General features: G+C 37.2%; 15 protein-coding genes and 3 pseudogenes. 4 read left to right on the forward strand and 14 right to left on the reverse strand.

Annotated elements, in window-relative coordinates; genetic code table 11:
* Positions 1-295: 295 nt before the first annotated feature.
* On the forward strand, positions 296-877 hold the full coding sequence (locus tag AWH49_RS13900) for an SCO family protein (RefSeq protein ID WP_157723737.1): 582 nt from the start codon (positions 296-298) through the stop codon (positions 875-877).
* A gap of 602 nt (positions 878-1,479) precedes the next feature.
* Here the strand turns inward: AWH49_RS13900 and AWH49_RS13905 are convergent.
* The 8 genes and pseudogenes from AWH49_RS13905 to AWH49_RS21325 all read right to left on the reverse strand — a co-directional run.
* Positions 1,480-2,250 carry an ABC transporter ATP-binding protein gene (locus AWH49_RS13905; protein WP_063966212.1) on the reverse strand — a complete coding sequence of 257 codons (771 nt, stop codon included), beginning with the start codon at positions 2,248-2,250 and terminating at the stop codon, positions 1,480-1,482.
* 13 nt (positions 2,251-2,263) lie between these two features.
* Positions 2,264-3,112 carry an ABC transporter ATP-binding protein gene (locus tag AWH49_RS13910; RefSeq protein ID WP_063966213.1) on the reverse strand — a complete coding sequence of 283 codons (849 nt, stop codon included), beginning with the start codon at positions 3,110-3,112 and terminating at the stop codon, positions 2,264-2,266.
* 15 nt (positions 3,113-3,127) lie between these two features.
* Entirely contained in the window at positions 3,128-3,958 is an 831-nt protein-coding gene (nikC, locus tag AWH49_RS13915) for a nickel ABC transporter permease subunit NikC (RefSeq protein ID WP_063966214.1), read from the reverse strand.
* A gap of 17 nt (positions 3,959-3,975) precedes the next feature.
* Positions 3,976-4,899 carry a nickel ABC transporter permease gene (nikB, locus tag AWH49_RS13920; protein ID WP_063966215.1) on the reverse strand — a complete coding sequence of 308 codons (924 nt, stop codon included), beginning with the start codon at positions 4,897-4,899 and terminating at the stop codon, positions 3,976-3,978.
* Between the two features lie 112 nt (positions 4,900-5,011).
* Positions 5,012-6,595, reverse strand: a complete 1,584-nt coding sequence (gene nikA, locus AWH49_RS13925) for a nickel ABC transporter substrate-binding protein (RefSeq protein WP_425305715.1) — start codon at positions 6,593-6,595, stop codon at positions 5,012-5,014.
* A 136-nt stretch (positions 6,596-6,731) separates the two neighbouring features.
* Entirely contained in the window at positions 6,732-7,922 is a 1,191-nt protein-coding gene (gene cntE, locus AWH49_RS13930; RefSeq protein ID WP_063966216.1) for a staphylopine family metallophore export MFS transporter CntE, read from the reverse strand.
* The gene (locus tag AWH49_RS13935; protein ID WP_063966217.1) at positions 7,919-9,013 is read right to left on the reverse strand and encodes a cysteine synthase family protein; all 1,095 of its coding nucleotides are present in this window, start codon (positions 9,011-9,013) and stop codon (positions 7,919-7,921) included. The genes cntE and AWH49_RS13935 overlap by 4 nt, the downstream gene beginning before the upstream one ends.
* A gap of 287 nt (positions 9,014-9,300) precedes the next feature.
* Positions 9,301-9,402: pseudogene (locus AWH49_RS21325) on the reverse strand (HTH domain-containing protein); the annotation flags it as partial.
* 567 nt (positions 9,403-9,969) lie between these two features.
* Between AWH49_RS21325 and AWH49_RS13940 the strand changes: the two are divergent.
* Both AWH49_RS13940 and AWH49_RS21330 read left to right on the forward strand, forming a co-directional pair.
* Positions 9,970-10,269 (forward strand): annotated as a pseudogene (locus AWH49_RS13940) (Fic family protein); the annotation flags it as partial.
* A 221-nt stretch (positions 10,270-10,490) separates the two neighbouring features.
* Complete coding sequence (locus tag AWH49_RS21330) at positions 10,491-10,937, forward strand: NAD-binding protein (protein ID WP_425305716.1); 447 nt, start codon at positions 10,491-10,493, stop codon at positions 10,935-10,937.
* Positions 10,938-11,261: 324 nt separating this feature from the next.
* Here AWH49_RS21330 and AWH49_RS13945 read toward each other — a convergent pair whose 3' ends face one another.
* The 4 genes and pseudogenes from AWH49_RS13945 to AWH49_RS13960 form a co-directional block, all read right to left on the reverse strand.
* A complete protein-coding gene (locus tag AWH49_RS13945; RefSeq protein ID WP_063966218.1) occupies positions 11,262-11,918 on the reverse strand; it encodes a potassium channel family protein in 657 nt (218 codons plus the stop codon).
* A gap of 26 nt (positions 11,919-11,944) precedes the next feature.
* Positions 11,945-13,282: a TrkH family potassium uptake protein gene (locus AWH49_RS13950; RefSeq protein ID WP_063966219.1), complete on the reverse strand. Its 1,338-nt coding sequence runs from the start codon at positions 13,280-13,282 to the stop codon at positions 11,945-11,947.
* A gap of 38 nt (positions 13,283-13,320) precedes the next feature.
* Positions 13,321-13,628: pseudogene (locus AWH49_RS19400) on the reverse strand (hypothetical protein); the annotation flags it as partial.
* 423 nt (positions 13,629-14,051) lie between these two features.
* Positions 14,052-14,411, reverse strand: a complete 360-nt coding sequence (locus tag AWH49_RS13960) for a Na-translocating system protein MpsC family protein (RefSeq protein ID WP_063966232.1) — start codon at positions 14,409-14,411, stop codon at positions 14,052-14,054.
* A 149-nt stretch (positions 14,412-14,560) separates the two neighbouring features.
* On the opposite strand from AWH49_RS13960, the gene AWH49_RS13965 reads away from it, so the two are divergent.
* Complete coding sequence (locus tag AWH49_RS13965; RefSeq protein ID WP_169816002.1) at positions 14,561-14,809, forward strand: hypothetical protein; 249 nt, start codon at positions 14,561-14,563, stop codon at positions 14,807-14,809.
* A gap of 98 nt (positions 14,810-14,907) precedes the next feature.
* Here AWH49_RS13965 and AWH49_RS13970 read toward each other — a convergent pair whose 3' ends face one another.
* Both AWH49_RS13970 and AWH49_RS13975 read right to left on the reverse strand, forming a co-directional pair.
* Positions 14,908-15,312 carry a CBS domain-containing protein gene (locus AWH49_RS13970; protein WP_063966222.1) on the reverse strand — a complete coding sequence of 135 codons (405 nt, stop codon included), beginning with the start codon at positions 15,310-15,312 and terminating at the stop codon, positions 14,908-14,910.
* A 28-nt stretch (positions 15,313-15,340) separates the two neighbouring features.
* On the reverse strand, positions 15,341-17,698 hold the full coding sequence (locus tag AWH49_RS13975) for a universal stress protein (protein WP_063966223.1): 2,358 nt from the start codon (positions 17,696-17,698) through the stop codon (positions 15,341-15,343).
* Positions 17,699-17,754 lie beyond the last annotated feature (56 nt).

Genomic DNA, 17,754 nt, shown 5'->3' on the forward strand with positions numbered 1-17,754 from the left:
TTCGGGTGCTCCCTTTAAATGTAAGTGTTTTGCAGTGCTCTCAATATTAGGACAGTGTTTCAAAATGATTCTCTTTCTTGACTATCGCCATCCGGTTTTACTGTAAAATATAATACCTTACCTATTATTTAAAATTTTTTCTCCAGATTGTCTGTTTGTTGCTTTCTTTTTTTAAAGAAATAATATCGGCATATTGTTGAAGAATTTATAATCTTTCCTCACACATATTTCACAATCATCGTTTATTCTTGTTATACATATACAAATTCTTTATCTGTCCAAGAATACTGTAGAAATGAGGTGCAAATTGAAAAATATTATGATCCTTGTCATGGTTCTAATTTCGGGCGTTCTTTCGGCATGTAATTTTAATGGAAATGAACCTTATCAAATGAAATCCTTTACTTTTACGAATCAACATGGACAAGATTTTGGAGTTGAAGATCTGAAAGGAAAAGTATGGATTGCAGATTTTATCTTTACCAGCTGTGAAACAGTCTGCCCACCAATGACCGCTAATATGGCAGCTCTGCAGAAAAAATTAAAATCTGAAGACATCCCAGTGGAGTTCGTTTCCATTAGCGTCGATCCATCAGTCGACACACCAGAAAAACTTCACGAATTCATGTTAAAATTCACCGAAGATGATTCTAATTGGAATATGCTGACTGGCTATTCTCAGCAGGAAATCGAGAAGTTTGCAAGAGAAGAATTTCAAACCCTTATTCAAAAACCTGAATCATCTGATCAGGTCATACATGGGACTAATTTTTATTTAATCAACCAAAACGGTGAAATTATAAATGATTATAGCTTTACCCTAGGAGACGACTTTAAAGAGATAATAGCAGACGTCAAGAAACAGACGAAATTATAGGATACAAAGGAAAACAAGGATGTCCAGTATAAATATGTATTTTATACAGGTAGGATATTGAAAGGTTAAACGGGATTTATATAGAATTGAACACAATGAGCTGTGATTGGCAGCTATTCAGATGAGCCTCTGAGCCTCTTTATTTTTTTTTGGTATTGCAGTAGACGGCCATTTCAGATCCATAATAGATTTTAAGTAAGATGGGATTGTGTTTTTCATACGCTAAGGGGAAATCAAATTTGTTATAGATTTAAAATGATAAGAAAATATCCAAAAAAATTCCTGTTTTTGAATGAAAACAGGAATTTTTGTATCAGAACCACAAGTTTCGTTAAGGGACATTGATTTGAATACACCTCACTTTAAGAATAAACGAAAAACCTACCCAAAACTCTTAACGAAACGGATCACACACTTGAATTGTCTATACTTATCTAGACAGAAAAACAAAGGTCATGTACCCTTGATCTAAAACAGATAATAAGCCTAAACCATGAACAAGCGAAAAAGGTGGTCATGAGTGATTTAACATACGTCAGTCCGATGGAATACAAACGATTGTCCATTAAATATAGCGCTGACATTCCAATCAAAAGTGCAATTTAAATAGTAGTTATCAGTTCACGGGAGATCGGGTGCTTCAGTTGATCTAGTTGATCCATATCGTTTAAAGTTTCAATAATCCTCCCCTTATCCATGACCATGAGTTGATCAGCCAGATATCGAACCGTATGTAAATCATGAGATATAAATAGATAAGACAATTGAAACATGTCCCTTAGATCGGCCAAGAGATCTATTATGTCTGCCTGTACAACCATATCTAAACTACTCACCGGTTCATCAAGTAGGATCATTTTGGGCTTGAGTGCAATCGCTCTAGCAATATTCACTCTTTGCAACTGACCGCCACTACATTGATGAGGGTATTTCTTCATCTCATCCGGGTGTAAGCAGACAATCTCAAGAAGCTCCTGCACTTTCTTTCTTTGTTGTTCTGCCGTCATTTTTTCATAATTTCGTAATGGTTCAGCCACAATCTCTTCTATGGTTAATCGGGGATTTACCGAGTTGTAACAGTCTTGAAAAACAACTTGTAAATCTCGTCTGAGCTCTTTAAGCTCGTGGGAATGTAACTTGAACAGACTCTTGCCTCGAAATCGCACCTCTCCCTGATCTGGTTTTTCCAACCCTAGAATGATTTTTACGAGCGTACTCTTCCCAGATCCACTTTCTCCTATCAATCCTAGACAAGTATCTCGATTAAGGCTAAAAGAAACATTATTAACTACCTCGTTTTTTTGAGATGTACGCCCGTAACGGTTTTTAAGAGAATACGTTTTGGTTACTTCTCTCACCTCTAATAAAGACATATGTCATTCTCCTTTAACATGAGCCTTCCTTTTCATAACTAATAAAGCTACTTCTTCTGACTCTTCTTTTGTTTAACCGTTGTCTTGATTCTACTAACAAATTCGTATAGAAGTGTTGTGGGTTCTCAAACAAGTTCTGTACTGATGCAGTTTCTACAAAACTGCCTTTATACATCACTGCTACCTCATCTGCCAATTGAGATACCACATTAAGATCATGAGAAACAAGTAAAATGGCTGTCCCATAGTTCTCACGCAAATTATTCAACTGATCTAAAACCCTAAGCTGATTTTTTATATCGAGAGCAGTCGTAGGCTCGTCAGCAATGATTAAAGACGGTTGTAAAGAAACAGCCAAAGCAATCATAATCCGTTGCAACATCCCGCCACTTAGTTGAAAAGGGTACTGGTGAAGTAATTCATGAGGACGAGTGAGTCCCAATTCCTGCAAATACTTGACAGCCAACTCACGAGCATCCTTTCGCGTTATAGGAAGATGACTCTTCAACGTTTCTATAAAATGACTTTCGATTGTAAGCACGGGATTAAAAGCTGTCATTGGATTTTGCATAATCAAGGCTATCTCTTTCCCACGTAATAACCTCTTTTCGTTTACTGATGAATGGAAGATGTTTTTATTATTTAAATAAATACTTCCTTGTACGGCACTAGCTCCATCTGGTAACAGATTCATTACAGACAAACAAGTTAATGTCTTTCCACATCCACTTTCTCCAACGATCCCGAATACCTTTCCAGATTCTATTTGAAAGCTTACACCATTAACAGCGTGAACAGTTTGAGAGGGTGTCCGTATCTGTACATGCAAATCATCCACAGATAACACCATTTTTTTATTCATAATCCATAACCCCGTTTATTTATGAGTCGGGTCTAAAAGATCCCGCAGTGAATCCCCAAGCAGATTAAAGGACATCACAACTAGCATAATCATCATACCTGGATATAACATTAATGATGGATAATTTCGTAAAAACTGTTTGCTATCATTAATCATCATTCCCCACTCAGCAGTGGGCGGCTGAATGCCAAGACCAAGAAAAGATAATCCTGAAATATGCAAGATAACCGTCCCAATATCCAGAAAAGCAAAAACAAGAACTTGAGGCAAAATGTGAGGTAACATATGTCTAATAATGATAATAGTATCCGTTGTACCAGCTATCTTAGCAGCCATAATAAAATGTCGCTCTTTCATAACAAGCATCAATCCCCGAATCATGCGTGCGTAAGGCACCCATTGAACAATCACCAAAGCTATAATGAGATTTTTAAAATTTGGTCCCAATATTCCAATCAGCGCCAAGGATAAGACAAGACTTGGAAATGACAATAGTACATCACAAAGTCTCATGAAAACTTGATCAATCCAACCACCCTTATAGCCTGCAAAGGTACCGATAATGATACCGATAAAAATGCTTATACCCATAACAAGAAAGGCAGCACCTATAGAAACTTGTGTGCCATAAATGATTCTAGATAAAACGCATCGACCTAAGTGGTCCGTGCCAAGCGGAAAAGTTAATGACGGTTCTTTTAATTTATTTGATAAATCAATTAGATTTGGATCATGAGGAGCTAGAATTGGCGCAAAAATGGCGATCATTATCATTATGGTAATAATAATAAGGCTCAGAACAAGCAGCTTATTCTGAAAGATTTTTATTCGATCCATCTTTACCATCCTGGACTCTCTCCTTTTTAACGAATACGTGGATCAAGAGCAGCACAAACTATATCCACAACCATATTTACAAGCACAAAAATTGCAGTATTAAATAAAACATAGCATTGAATCACAGGATAATCTCGATTAAATACAGCAGAGACAAAAAATCTACCTATACCTGGCCATGCAAATACATTTTCTACAATAACCGAACCAGCCAGCATATATCCAAATCCCATTCCAGCGACAGTGATCACTGGCAACAAAGCATTTTTTAAAACATGCTTTACAATGACTGTCCTCTCTCGTAATCCTCTTGCACGGGCATAAAAAACAAATGGCTGATTGAAATTTTCCAGCATACTGGTTCGCAGTAATCTTGCATAGGTAGATATATGTGCCAATGCTAGTGTCAGTGAGGGTAAAACAAGGTGAAATAATGTCCCTTTCCCGGATGTTGGAAATAAATTTAATTGCAGAGAAAAGAAATAAATCAGCAGAAATCCTAGCCAAAAACCAGGCATTGAAGCCCCAACATAAGAAAACATCCTGCTTATTTGATCGAAAAGCTTATCTTTATAGAGCGCAGAAAATACCCCTATTGGAAGGCTTAGAATGAGCATCAATATGAACGCCGTGACGGTAAGCTGTACTGTTGCTGGAATATAGATCATCATCTCATCCCATACAGGCCGTTTAGTGACAAATGATGTTCCGAAATCAAGCTGCACTGCTTTATATAACCAGTCTACATATTGAGCATAAAGCGGTTTATCTAATCCAAGCTCCTCCCGAACTTCCTGTATCGCTTCTTCAGTTGGTACCCCATTTGATAGTCGTAAGTATGCTTCTGCAGGTTCTACAGGTACTAAATGAATCAAAATAAATGTAATAAGAGATACGCCTACCAATATGGGGATCATACTAACAAGACGTTTAATGATAAACCCAAACATTTCTGACTCCTCAAATAATGTAGTATCAATCTGTTTTATTGATTAATATTTCATTTCTTATATCTTTTTTATAGCCCCCTTATCGTTGATAAGGGAGCTATTTTGTTATTTCTTATTTAATTTCAATATCTTGCATTGGCACTTCGTATTGTTGAGGAGTAAAAGTAACTCCACTCACATTTTTTTGATAGACGGCAATATTAGAAATATATGAAATAGGTAAATACACGGCTTGTTCATGCAATGTACCTAAAATATATTTGTATAAATCTTGTCTTGTTTTTTCATCCGTACTGATCAGAACTTCGTTAATTTTTTGATCAATTTCTTTTTTCATCGGTAGGCCTAACTGCGCTTGATAATCACCATGTGAAGGATGGCGCATAGTAGCTACTAAAGAGTGAGGATCGTAAGGGGCACCCCACGTTTCACTAAAGATTAGGTTAAATTCACCATTTTTTTGTTTTTCCACATGAGACTGATATTCAGATCCTACGAGATTTACTTTGATTCCGAGCTTGCTGTATTCTCCTTGCATCGCCTCTGCAACAGCTTTCTGCACATTGTCATCACTGACGTAAGCAAAATCTAATTCTAAAGGTTTCCCATCCTTTTCACGTATCTGTTTTCCGTCAGATAATTCCCAACCCGACTCATCAAGAAGCTGCTTTGCTTTTTCTATATCATAATCCATAGGTTTAAGCCCAAGATTAGAATAAGGAAAGTTAGGAGCAAACAACGTATCCGCTTTTTCCTCAAATCCATAGAACAAATTATCAATCAGAGCCTGTTTGTTAAGTCCGTATTGTAATGCTTGACGAACATTCAAATCTTTCGTAGCTCCTTTGTTTGAGTTAACGGCCAGTACACGAGTTGATAGTGGTTCAGAGAACTTCGCTTCGTATTTACCGGATTCTTTCAACGATTTAAAAGAATCAAGGCTAATGAGCCCAGTTCCAAAGATGAGATCTAATTCCCCTTTTTCAAAAGCTAGTACACGGGTCTCCCCATCTGGGATAATTTTAACTACAACTTTCTCAAGCTTCGGTTTCTCGCCCCAGTAATTTTCGTTTCTTGTAAAAGTTGCATATTCATCTTTTTTGTATTCGCTTAGTACCCATGGACCTGTACCAATTGGTTTTTTAATTTCCTCCGTATTGTTACCGCTGTCAGGAAACCCTGCTTCACCAAGGAAGCGAACAGGTCTAATTAATGCTAGTTCCTGCAACACTGGGTAGTATGGATTTTTGAACGAAATTTTGAGTGTATAATCGTCTACTGCTTCTACACTTTTCATTTGATTAATGAGTTCTAACCAATCGTGCTTATTTGCATTAGCAAGGATAGCATCTAAATTTTTCTTGGCTATGTTGGCATTAAAATCAGATCCATCAGAGAATTTGACACCTTGGCGTAAGTGAAATGTGTATTCTTTCCCGTCTTTGGAAATATCCCAACTCTCTGCAAGGGCAGGTTCAATCTTTCCTCCTTCTTCGTACTGAACAAGAGATTCATAAACCATCGCTTGTGCAAACCATTCATTCGGAGCATACATATGAGGATTTAAAGGACCGATATCCTTGTTCCAAGAAAGTGTCATTGTATTTGCATGACTGGTATCTTGCGTAGTTACATTATTTTGAGATTTCGCCTTGTCTCCCTGACTACAGCCCATTACTAGCATAGACAGAGCCATAATTATGGCGAATATAGAAAATAAATTTGAACTTTTCCGACTATTCAATTTACAGCACCTCTTACTTTTAGTAAAAAATTCGTTTGATTTAATTTCATGATATTTCTTTTAATAATTAGAGTTAAACGACTTATAATTAAACAGCTTCCTTCTTTTGTTCCTTTTTGAGTTGATTTCTCCGATACCCTGGAATGAACGCTAGAGCTAATAAACAACAAACGGAGCATGTGATATACATGAGAGAAAAGGATGAAGCATCTGCAAGAGGACCCATAACCAATGCCCCCATGGCAAATCCTAAATCGGCAGCACCAATAAATAGACCCAATAAAAATCCTCGATTTTGATGTGGGACTGAGAATGAAACAAATGTTAGAAGTGCTGGATATAGTAGTGAGAACGCGACTCCATTACAAATTGCAGCGATAGACAACCCAATAGGGGAATTACTTACTCCAATGAGCAATGTTCCAGCTGCCGCAAGAGTAATGGTTAAAAACACTACTTTATAAGGGACCGTACCGTCAGATGGAATCCATTTACGTCCCCAGAAACGAGAAAACACTAGAACAAGAGTCTGTATGAGAAAATAGATTTCTGCAAAATTTGATCCATTTTGTTCTAAGTATAAGGGTAAAAATGTAAATATCGCTCCATTTGCAATGGAAGCAAGTAACATGATTCCCGAAGACAATAACAGGATGCGATGTTTCCAAGATCCAAGAAAAGGTGAATGGTTCGATTGTTTATGTTCTATTTGGCTTTGAATTTGTCTAGAAATAAGCAATCCGAAAACAAAATTTCCTACCCCCATTGTGAAAAACAAAAAGAAAATCCAAGACATCGGCATGTAGTCTTTTAATAGTAACGCTATTGCCGGCCCGAAGGTGGTAGGCAGGATAGTAGCTAGGGAGTACAAAGATAATCCTTGCGCCCGCATTCGCTCAGACAGCAAATCGATTGTGATAATCTCCATTGCGGTTGAAAAAAAAGCCGCAACCACTCCCTGAATCAGCCGTACAATAATAAACATCCCGATGCTAGGAAAAAAATATCCTGAAAGTGAAATCGCAAAGATTAATAAACCGATGACAAAGACTTTACCTGTTCCATATCGATCAATAATCTTGCCTGCAATCGGTCGTGCAATCGTCGAAGCAAGCATCGTGGCCCCCATTATGAAACCAATTTGGGTTTTACTTGCCCCAATGGTAATAGAATAGAATGGAAGAACCATCAATACCATATAGATAATGGAGTAAAATAAAATCGTGACAGCATATACCTGTAATGCTTTTGGAGAAAATGGATGTTCCTGAACGGTCATTGCAACGTCACCTGTTCAAGAAACCGACTAGGAGAATCAAGCAACTCATCTAATTCCGGTTGATAATTAGCTGTCTCTATCGGATTCGTACTATGGGGTTCAAGTTTTTTTGCACGAATGCGCATTTCTTCCGGAGTGAGGTACGTATGTAATCCTAGTTCCTTTAGCCATTCATCGTTATAAATAGTAGGTAGGTAACGTTCTCCATTATCCGCTGCTATACAAACAACCTTTTTATTTGTACCCATTAATTGTGCTGTTTTCCATGCGGCAACCATACCAGCTCCGGTAGAACCTCCCCCCATAATCCCTTCGTGCTTAGCTAGAAGGCGACACATCAAAAAAGCATCTTCATCTGGAACTTTGTATACCTCATCAATCAAGCTTAAATTATCGATGTTGGTAGGTGTCCAGCTTAGCCCCATTCCGGGTAATAAATAAGAATGGGCTTGTCCCCCAAAAATTGTAGAACCGACAGCATCTACAGCAATAATTTTGACATGAGGAGCATGTTTTTTGAAGTATCGAGAAAATCCACCAATCTGACCACCAGTACTAACAGTTAATACAACAGCATCTATATCTCCATTACATTGTTCCATTAACTCCTGAGCAGTTTGATGATAATGAGCTTGTCCATTCCACGGATTGAAGCATTGATCCGGCCGAAAGGAATTAGGAATTTCACGATGAAGTTTGTTCGCTAATGCAATTCTCGTTTTGTGATAAGATCCGCTATCATCTTGTTCAGTAACGACAATGACCTCTGCTCCAAAGGCATTCATCATCGCTAGATTTACAGGGGTCGTTTTTGGATCAACGAGAACAATGACTCGGTAACCTTTAGCCGCTCCAATCATAGCCAGTGAGATGCCAAAATTCCCTGATGAAGATTCAATAATGGTTCCCCCTGGTTTCAACCATCCTTTTTGTTCAGCTTGTTCTATAATAAATAGAGCCGGTCGATCTTTAATACTTCCGCCTGGATTGGTTCGCTCCATCTTTAGTAAAATATCTGAATCGTTTGATTGAAGTAGATTAGTTAAGCGAATTAATGGCGTATGTCCAACTGTTTCTAATACCGTACGCATGTATATTCCTCCTTTAGGGATCTTGTTATTTCATTATTTTAGATTTCAATCCATTTTACTAAGCATTCAAGAAGTACACTTTTCAGCTGATTTCCCTTCATCTTAATTTGACTTTTCTGCTTTTATGGTTCCCATTCTTTTCTCTTCTCTTTTATTTTTCGTTGGCAGCAAACACCACTATTTAAATCTTCCATAATCACTTAAATAGCTTCATCAAAAAACAATGGTTAGGGAAAACGTATGTTTCAGGAAAATAAGTAAATATTCGATATTTTGAACAATCTCTGTCACTCCATTAATAACTTTATGTCACGATAGACGGTCGCTCTAGACACAGTTAATCTTTTACTAACTTTAAAAACCCGTGTGGTCTCTTCTTGTTCTATCCATGTTAATAATTGTTATTTTTATTATCACTACAACATTCAATCCCTCCATTCACTTTTAAATTATTGGATACATTCGACTTTTAAACTTATCAAGTGTATCCATAAACACAAAAAAATCCTTATATTTATTGTGTTTTGTAGAGTTCCATCTATTGTCATCATCATAATCGAATTTGTATGTGAGTAAATTGTAAAAAACGGTATATAATGTTATTCTTTAACATTATTAACAATCATGGATTATGGTTTTCAAATGTGAGGGAAGGCAAAAGTTTGGTAAACAAGCTTTTATGGCAGTTGGAACGGGGTTAGATTATTACGTTGTTCATATCGTCTGAATGCGTATAATCGCTGGGGAATCGTACGCAAAACATATGGTGTGATGGGTGATGATGATGGCTGTGTTACAAAGAGGAGGAGCACTTGTGTCACCGGGATGTTTTTTTGTGTAAAGAGCAGTATTATCCCCACTTAAAATTAAAAACACAGCTATAATGGAAGAAACTCTGAATAAAATTTATATGGATTGACTAAAAATTACGGTAGCATCTTAGAGAGGTGATAAAAATGCTTGAACAAATTAATCAAAAGAAGGCACTGCTAGATGAAAAACGACCTTTACCTAAATACACGTTAAAAAGTTTGCGTGAGAAATTATTGGTTGAGTGGACATATAACTCAAATGCCATTGAAGGCAATACGTTAACGATTAATGAAACGAAAGTCGTATTAGAAGGAATTACCGTAGGTGGAAAAACGATGCGTGAGCATTTAGAAGTTCTCAACCATAGAGATGCCATTGCTTATGTAGAGGAAATTGTTCATAAAGAAGAACCTTTACTCGATTTATATTTGAGTTCGGTAAATTAATTGATAGGGTGTATAAATTGACAACTTGTTAAGGTATATGGAAAAACTGTGATTCTTAACCTTAATTAAAGATTTAAATAGATGATCCAATGGATTTGAGTCAATAATTTGGACACAGAAAAGTTAAGTCTTAATTTGAACCAAAACCATGATTTTCTAGATAATGATAAACAAACAACTGTTAATCACACTATAGATTTGAAGGGACGAATCACATTATCCTAATTGGATGGAGTGAAAAAGTAAAAGCTGCTGTCCAAGAAATAATTAAATTTGATCAAACTATTGATATTGTCGTCATTGATAATGCTGAAAAAGCTCCTGCAGCAGAGGATGATGTATTTTATATTCGCGGAGATGCTACGAATGAAGAAGTATTACTCCGTGCAAACTTACCTAAAGCAAAAGGTATTTTCATTTTTGCCAAAGAAATAGTACAAGCAAACTATACTATAAAAGATCCGTTACTTGTTGATGGAAAAACATTATTAGTAGCAACTGCCATAACATTAATGGAAGAAAAAATGAATACACCTGTTTATGTTATCGCAGAGGTCACGAGTCACAAGCATATCCAATTATTCAAAGATGTAAAGATTGATGAATTTATCCCTACAAAAGGAGTTGGTTACTGTACAATAGTACAATCATTATTCCCTGCTTGAATTATCTCTGTGTATTCTGAATTTATGAACAGACAGTATAAAGAAAGTTTATATGAGTTTCTAATGGGAACTTACCATAATGCTTTTATAGCTCTTGATAAAAAAGCTATCCTGCTAATAGAGAACAGCGGTCTTCATATCCACAAAAAAGAGTGGCTACAAATTGTAAGCCACTCTAGGATAAAATAGTGAGTACACCGTTGTCTTGATTAGTTTATTGCATCTTAGCTAAAATACTTAATTCATCAGCCTTTGCTTAGTTAAATAATTTAAGCTAAGATTTCTTTACTTTGGCTCTCGTCCGACTTATTGTCCGGACAACTGTCATTCTATATTTGAAAATCTGGCTAGATCCTCTCTGCTCCCAATCACTACTAATAAATCTCCTTTATGAATAATCTGATCTGGAGGTGGAGATATGATGATATCTCCTTCTCTTACGATGGCAATGGCACTAACATTATATTTGGCACGAATATCAAGTTCTCGCAGACTTTTTTCAGCCATTCTTGAAGGGATTAATATTTCCTCTATATTGTATTCTTTTGACAGTTCAATGTAGTTCAACACATTTGGTGACAAGAGCTGATTTGCAACACGTTCTCCCATATCTCTTTCAGGATAGATAATCCAATCAGCCCCTACTTTGTCTAAAACCTGTCCATGATGCTTACCTAGAGCTTTCGCGATTACTTTTTTCACTCCCAGTTCTTTTAGAAGCAACACTGTTAAAATACTGGACTGCATATCATTCCCAATTGCTACGATTACACAATCAAAATTGCGAATTCCGACGGCTGTAAGTGTTTTCTCTTCTGTGGTATCCGCCACGACTGCATGAGTCACGTATAATTCAGCATCTTCGACTCGTTCTTCATTAACATCAATTCCTAAAATATCATGTCCAGCCTCATGTAATCTTCGAGCTACACTAGTACCAAATCTCCCCAAACCAATAACTGCATATTGTTGATTCACCATTTATATCCACACTCCCTATATTCGGATTACCCGATCATTATTTTTCCTTTCGGATGACGGAAAGCATCCGGTTTACGCCTCATAGCAATTGCAAAAGCAATTGTTAAAGGACCTAATCTTCCTGCAAACATCGTGAAAATAATTAGTACACGACCAATAGGAGATAATTCTGGAGTCAATCCCATGGATAGACCAACTGTACCGAAGGCAGAAGTTGCTTCAAATAAATACATGATAAAATCGTGTCCCTTTTCTGTGATGCTTAGCAGCATGGTAACGATGATTACAAGGAACGAGGCACTTAAGGTAACAGTAAGTGCTTTTAATATCGTTTCCATCAAAATTCTGTGTCTAAATAATACAACATCTTCTTTTCCTGTAATCTGAGACCACGCGGTTGCTACTAAAACAGCGAAGGTAGTTATTTTAATGCCTCCAGCCGTTGATCCCGAACCTGCTCCGATAAACATAAGAAAAATGATCAGGAACAAAGTAGGTTGTGTTAAATCACCAATGGGTAATGTATTGGAACCTGCTGTCCTCGGAGTAACTGCTTGATACAATGATCCTAATACTTTTCCAGTATTGGATAAAGGCTCTAATGTTTTATCATTCCCATATTCAAATGTGAAGATTAAAATGGTTGCACCAAGCGTTAGAATTAAGGTTGTTAACAATACCACCTTCGTATGCACAGATAAACGGTGGGTATCACGGTATTCATAAAGTTCACTCATAACAATAAAACCTATTCCACCTAATGTGATAAGGAGGCATACAGTTAGAACTACAATAGGATCATCTACATAAGGGATCAGACTCCGGAATTCCCCCATTAAATCAAAACCGGCATTATTGAAATTTGATATTGCATGAAAAAAACCAAAATAGATGGCTTTTCCAATTGGCATATCGAAAGAAAAACGAATCGATAAAATAATTCCACCGATAATCTCAATCACTGCAGTAAATATCAATATTCTTTTTACTAACCTTACTATCCCTTCAATGGATGTGTTATTTAAAGATTCCTGTAGCAGCAACCTTCCCCTTAAAGTAATTCTTTTACCTAATAGGAGAAAGAAAAAAGTTGCAAAAGTCATAAATCCTAATCCACCGACTTGAATGAGCGATAATATGACCAACTCACCAAACATGGTAAATGTATCTCCAGTATCTACAACGACAAGCCCTGTTACACATGTAGCAGATGTAGAGGTAAATAAAGCATTTAAAAACGAGAGGCCCTTTCCATCTTCTGTGGCAATGGGAAGAGTCAATAACAATGCCCCGATAAGAATGACAGTTATAAAGCCCAATACAAGAATTTTTGGTGGATCAAGATAGCCTTTTATTTGCTTCATAATTAGCTCCCAACTAAAATAGTTTTTCGCCTAAGTATTTACAAAAGGGATGTTATGTAAACGTAAACTGTTGATATTACTATAGAAATAATCATTAAAGGAAAGCTAATGATTAGATATTTTAAAAAGGAAATAGGATGGCCTTCTTTCGCAGCTAACTGAGCTACAACCAAGTTGGCACTCGCTCCTATATAGTGGCCTAAACAAGCTCCTAGGGACAGAATCCGCCATAACGGCTCCAAATTAGTCATACCCATTTCCCCATTTCTTGAATCACAAGTATCATAGTGGCGACAAAAGGGATGTTGTCAACAAATTATAAAAAGATGGCGCTCGTCCATAAAATAGCTCTATTAAAGAAAGTTTGATTATCCATATCAAAGCCCTTTCTTTTAAAAATAAAAATAAGACCAATGACGTTTTTCTCCGCACAAAAACAAAGGAAAAATTCTTCCTGTTTTGTAAGAGAAAAAGACATCATTGGTCTACGTAACGCCCAGCAAGCATCTCTGCTCTCTTTGCGTTCGGTCTTCCAAGCTGCTCTTTTTCGCCGCTCATAACGCATCAAAAAAAGCCTCCTTCACTTTAGCCGAAGAACAGGATGGCGAAAGAGTTGCTTTCATTCCTTCTACTAAACTGTAGAATTAGCCCCACTAGATTGGGTCCTCCATTCCCGATGAAGGGGCTAGGCTGAGGTATATAGTTGTTGATGGAATTTATTCTATTCTGCTTATTTTTTAAAGTCAATATTATTTTGTTCAGCAACGAATCATTTTTCCAATTTGCGGTCCATAATAAATACTTCGATATGCTCACCTGTTTTTGTGCTCATATTACTATGACTGGAAAGGACTTTGCACTTTGTGTGCTTTTCTACAATTTCTTCAAATTGCTTACTGTGCATTTCCCGAAGCACTTGGCGCATTTCTTTCACCAATTTTCTTCCGTCTGGATGACCAGCTAAATGCTTTTCTTCAACCGTCATGACTCCTTTGAAACGGGTGATGACCATGTCCTGGGCAATATGTGTTTTTGTTTCCTGCGGCCCGTGGCCAATCAATTCACGCTGTAATTTAATGAGTGCCTCACTCAGCTCTGCTTCGAGCTTTCTCTTCTGTCCTACCACGATTGCTTCCTCCATCTCTGATAAATCTGTCCCAATTCATTCTTTCAACATTTAGCTAAATGAAGAACGTGAAATCCGCGTTGTGACGAGTCTGCGATATGTATAAAGCGCGCTGGTCCGTCGAATCTTTTTTCCGTTGAATCAAGCAAAACTTGAATATGCCGGTGTTACTTGGTACGACCGAAAATGCGATGTACAACCAGCTTTTTGCGGCGCTGATTGCCTATGTCCTACTGAAATGGCTCTATATTCAGACGAAAGTTTCCATTTCGAGATCGCCGTTATCACTCGCTGGTTTTCAGCGAATGCTTCTTGCAGGCGCGCTGCCGCTGGAATGGCAGGCAGAATTGGCCGTAATTCTATACCACTATTTCTACATTCATAAGGAAAAGTCTGTCTGATTTTGGATAATCAACACGCATGATCGTATATAAATGATTTATAATTAATCGTAGTCCGAATATTGATTTTGATTAGTGAATCTTTTTTCCAAAGCGGTTCAGCCATTTATCTTCTTAAACATATATTCAATTAACTCTCTTCTTCTAATAATTCCGATGAAAGTTTCCGAGTCGTCGACAACTGGAATAAAGTTTTGATCAATTGCTAAATTATAGATTCCTTCAATGTCTGTCCGAACACTTATTGGTTTAACGTCTCTTTGCAAAGGAACATCCTTCAGAAGAATTTCCTCGGTTTTATCCAAATCTAAGTCTGGAGTATGTTTCAACTTCCAGAGTAAGTCGCCTTCAGTTAATGTACCAACATATTTTCCGTTTTTAGTAAGTATCGGTATTGCACTGTAACGATGATATTCCATTTTTTCAATGGCTTGCCGCATCGTAAAGTGATCATCTAAGTAGGCCACTTCTTGTTTAGGTATTAGAAAAAAAGCTACATTCATCCGTCTACATCCTTTAATTCTCTTAATTTCATGAATTACTATTGTTAACAGTCACCGGTTTTTGATCAGCTACCACTAGTACATCTAAATGGCGTACTAAACGGAGTAATTTTTGAACAACTGAACCTTTCATAATTTCCTCCAATCTTGTTCGAGCAGATTGGCCAATAATGACTTGAGTGGCACTTTTCTCGTTCAGCTGATGGACAAGCTCAGTAACAACTTTTCGTCGATTAAATGCTTCATACATCTCAAAAGTGCCTCCAAGCCTCTCTGTTAAGGAGACCACTTTTTGCAGCATACCTTCTTCTTCAGCAGTTAATGGAGAATGATCTTTTACAAAGCAAACGTACCAGCTAGCTTTCAGTCTATAGGCAATTCGAAAGCCTCGTCTTATTAACCGTTCACTGTCATGACGTAAATTTACACAAACAAAGATCACTTCTTCCTTACGCCATGGACCTCTTAATGTACGTTTTCGTTCTAATGATTCTAATCTCTCATCGACATCGTCTGCCACCTCTCTTAAGGCTAACTCCCTTAAGGCAATTAAGTTCCCCGTTTTGAAAAAATGATTAAGTGATTGTTCTACCTTAGTCATTTCATAAATGTTACCTTCACGCATACGCTGTCTTAGTGCTTTTGCTGAAATATCAATAAGTTCGATTTCATCGGCTTTGCCCAATACATGATCTGGCACAGTTTCACGAACTCGTACACCCGTTATTTGATAAACATGATCATTTAAGCTTTCTACATGCTGAATGTTCATTGTTGATATAACAGATATACCCGCTTTAAGCAGCTCTTCAACATCCTGATAGCGTTTTGTATATTTACTTGTAGGAATATTTGTGTGGGCTAGTTCATCAACTAGTACAACCTCTGGATTACGATTTATAATTGCATTCGTATCCATTTCTTCCAAGATGGCATTTTTATAATGGACTTTTTTCCTTGGGATTATTTCTAGAGAACCAACCTGTTCTAACGTGTCTTTCCGATCATGTGTTTCTAGCAGGCCTATTACTACATCTATTCCATTCTTTTTTAAAACATTAGCTTCGCGAAGCATTGTGTATGTTTTTCCTACTCCTGGAGCTGAGCCAATATACACCTTTAACGTCCCCGCTTTGATTTTATGAATTTCTGCTTCCATTTCTTTTTTTGTAAGGCGACGATATGGATCTGATTGATCCTGTTTTACCTTTTTAGCGGGTAGCACTCTTTCGCCGTCTTTTTCTGCACGATCTGCTACGATAAAAATATCAATGTTATTCGTTTTTCGTAAGATTTTATTAATAATGGATCCATAGACGATTTCTTCCCAACGACTTCGCTTAGATTGACCCATGACAATTCTTGAAATATTCTTCTTCATTGCATAGGAGACGATTGCTTCCGCTGCATTTTCTGTTATAAGTGGCAGCTCTTCAAATTCACCGCCAACCTTTTCAACGAGCTTCTTGATTGAACGTCGATAAGTTGCTTCGTTCTCTGATAAGGGTTTTTTGGAGGAACGAAAACACACAACCTGTAAATCACCGCCTAAGCGTTTTGCTATTTGATGACCTCTTCTGATGAGTATGGACCCATTCCAATGATATTGAACAGACACTAAAATTTTCTCCGTTGCACCCGATGCGCCAACTATTCCTTGCTTTTCACGATAATCATCTAATGCTTCATTGACTTCTTCTGCAACAAATCGAAGTGCTAATTCTCTTAATACAGCAAGATTGTCTCGTTGAAATAATGCCGATTTTTCCTTTTCTTTGGTTTCATCCCCAACATTTTCATTATCCTGCAACCGATTAAGAATCACATTAGGTGGAACATCTAAAAGCCGTACTTCATCTGCTAAATCTAACGTATTTTCGGGTACACAATGACTCACATGAACACGAACACCTAGTTGGTTCTCTGCTATTTGCTTTACACCCTGTAATTCGTAAATGTTTAACGTGGTAATAACGCTAATTTTTTTGCTGATTAGCTCTAATACATCATCTAATCTTGTTTTGTTTCTAGATTCAGGACGATTACGATGGGCAAGCTCATCCACTAGGACAACTTCAGGATTACGTGCTAAAATGGCCTCCAAGTCTACATCCTGCCTCGTCGTTCCATGATCATTCCAATGAATAGGAGAGATACTCTCAAGTTGACCAATTTGCTCGATTGTTTTTGATTGGTTAGAAGCACTTACCAATCCTATCACTACATCAATCGAACGTTTCTTTAACTCATTTCCCTCAAGGAGTAGATGATAGGTTTTCCCTGATCCACTTACAGGGCCTAAAATAATTTTAAGACGACCTCTATTTACTTTTGATATAGACTCAAGAATTTCTTCTGGTGATTTTCTTCTAAATTGCTCACCCACTAATCATTCCCTCCTTTTTTTACAAGGGGAAAAGGAGAGAACATTCCTCTCCTTTT

It is taken from the genome of Domibacillus aminovorans (genome assembly GCF_001643235.1).
GTDB classification, from domain to species: Bacteria; Bacillota; Bacilli; order Bacillales; family Domibacillaceae; genus Domibacillus; species Domibacillus aminovorans.

What these genes read in the sequence shown, in the direction of transcription:
- cntE (WP_063966216.1), bottom strand. Translation starts at nt 7,922, where the DNA reads ATGACCGTTCAGGAACATCCATTTTCTCCAAAAGCATTACAGGTATAT.
- nikA (WP_425305715.1), bottom strand. Translation starts at nt 6,595, where the DNA reads ATGGCTCTGTCTATGCTAGTAATGGGCTGTAGTCAGGGAGACAAGGCG.
- AWH49_RS13910 (WP_063966213.1), bottom strand. Translation starts at nt 3,112, where the DNA reads ATGAATAAAAAAATGGTGTTATCTGTGGATGATTTGCATGTACAGATA.
- AWH49_RS13905 (WP_063966212.1), bottom strand. Translation starts at nt 2,250, where the DNA reads ATGTCTTTATTAGAGGTGAGAGAAGTAACCAAAACGTATTCTCTTAAA.
- nikC (WP_063966214.1), bottom strand. Translation starts at nt 3,958, where the DNA reads ATGGTAAAGATGGATCGAATAAAAATCTTTCAGAATAAGCTGCTTGTT.
- nikB (WP_063966215.1), bottom strand. Translation starts at nt 4,899, where the DNA reads ATGTTTGGGTTTATCATTAAACGTCTTGTTAGTATGATCCCCATATTG.
- AWH49_RS13950 (WP_063966219.1), bottom strand. Translation starts at nt 13,282, where the DNA reads ATGAAGCAAATAAAAGGCTATCTTGATCCACCAAAAATTCTTGTATTG.
- AWH49_RS13945 (WP_063966218.1), bottom strand. Translation starts at nt 11,918, where the DNA reads ATGGTGAATCAACAATATGCAGTTATTGGTTTGGGGAGATTTGGTACT.
- AWH49_RS13970 (WP_063966222.1), bottom strand. Translation starts at nt 15,312, where the DNA reads ATGAATGTAGCTTTTTTTCTAATACCTAAACAAGAAGTGGCCTACTTA.
- AWH49_RS13935 (WP_063966217.1), bottom strand. Translation starts at nt 9,013, where the DNA reads ATGCGTACGGTATTAGAAACAGTTGGACATACGCCATTAATTCGCTTA.
- AWH49_RS13900 (WP_157723737.1), top strand. Translation starts at nt 296, where the DNA reads ATGAGGTGCAAATTGAAAAATATTATGATCCTTGTCATGGTTCTAATT.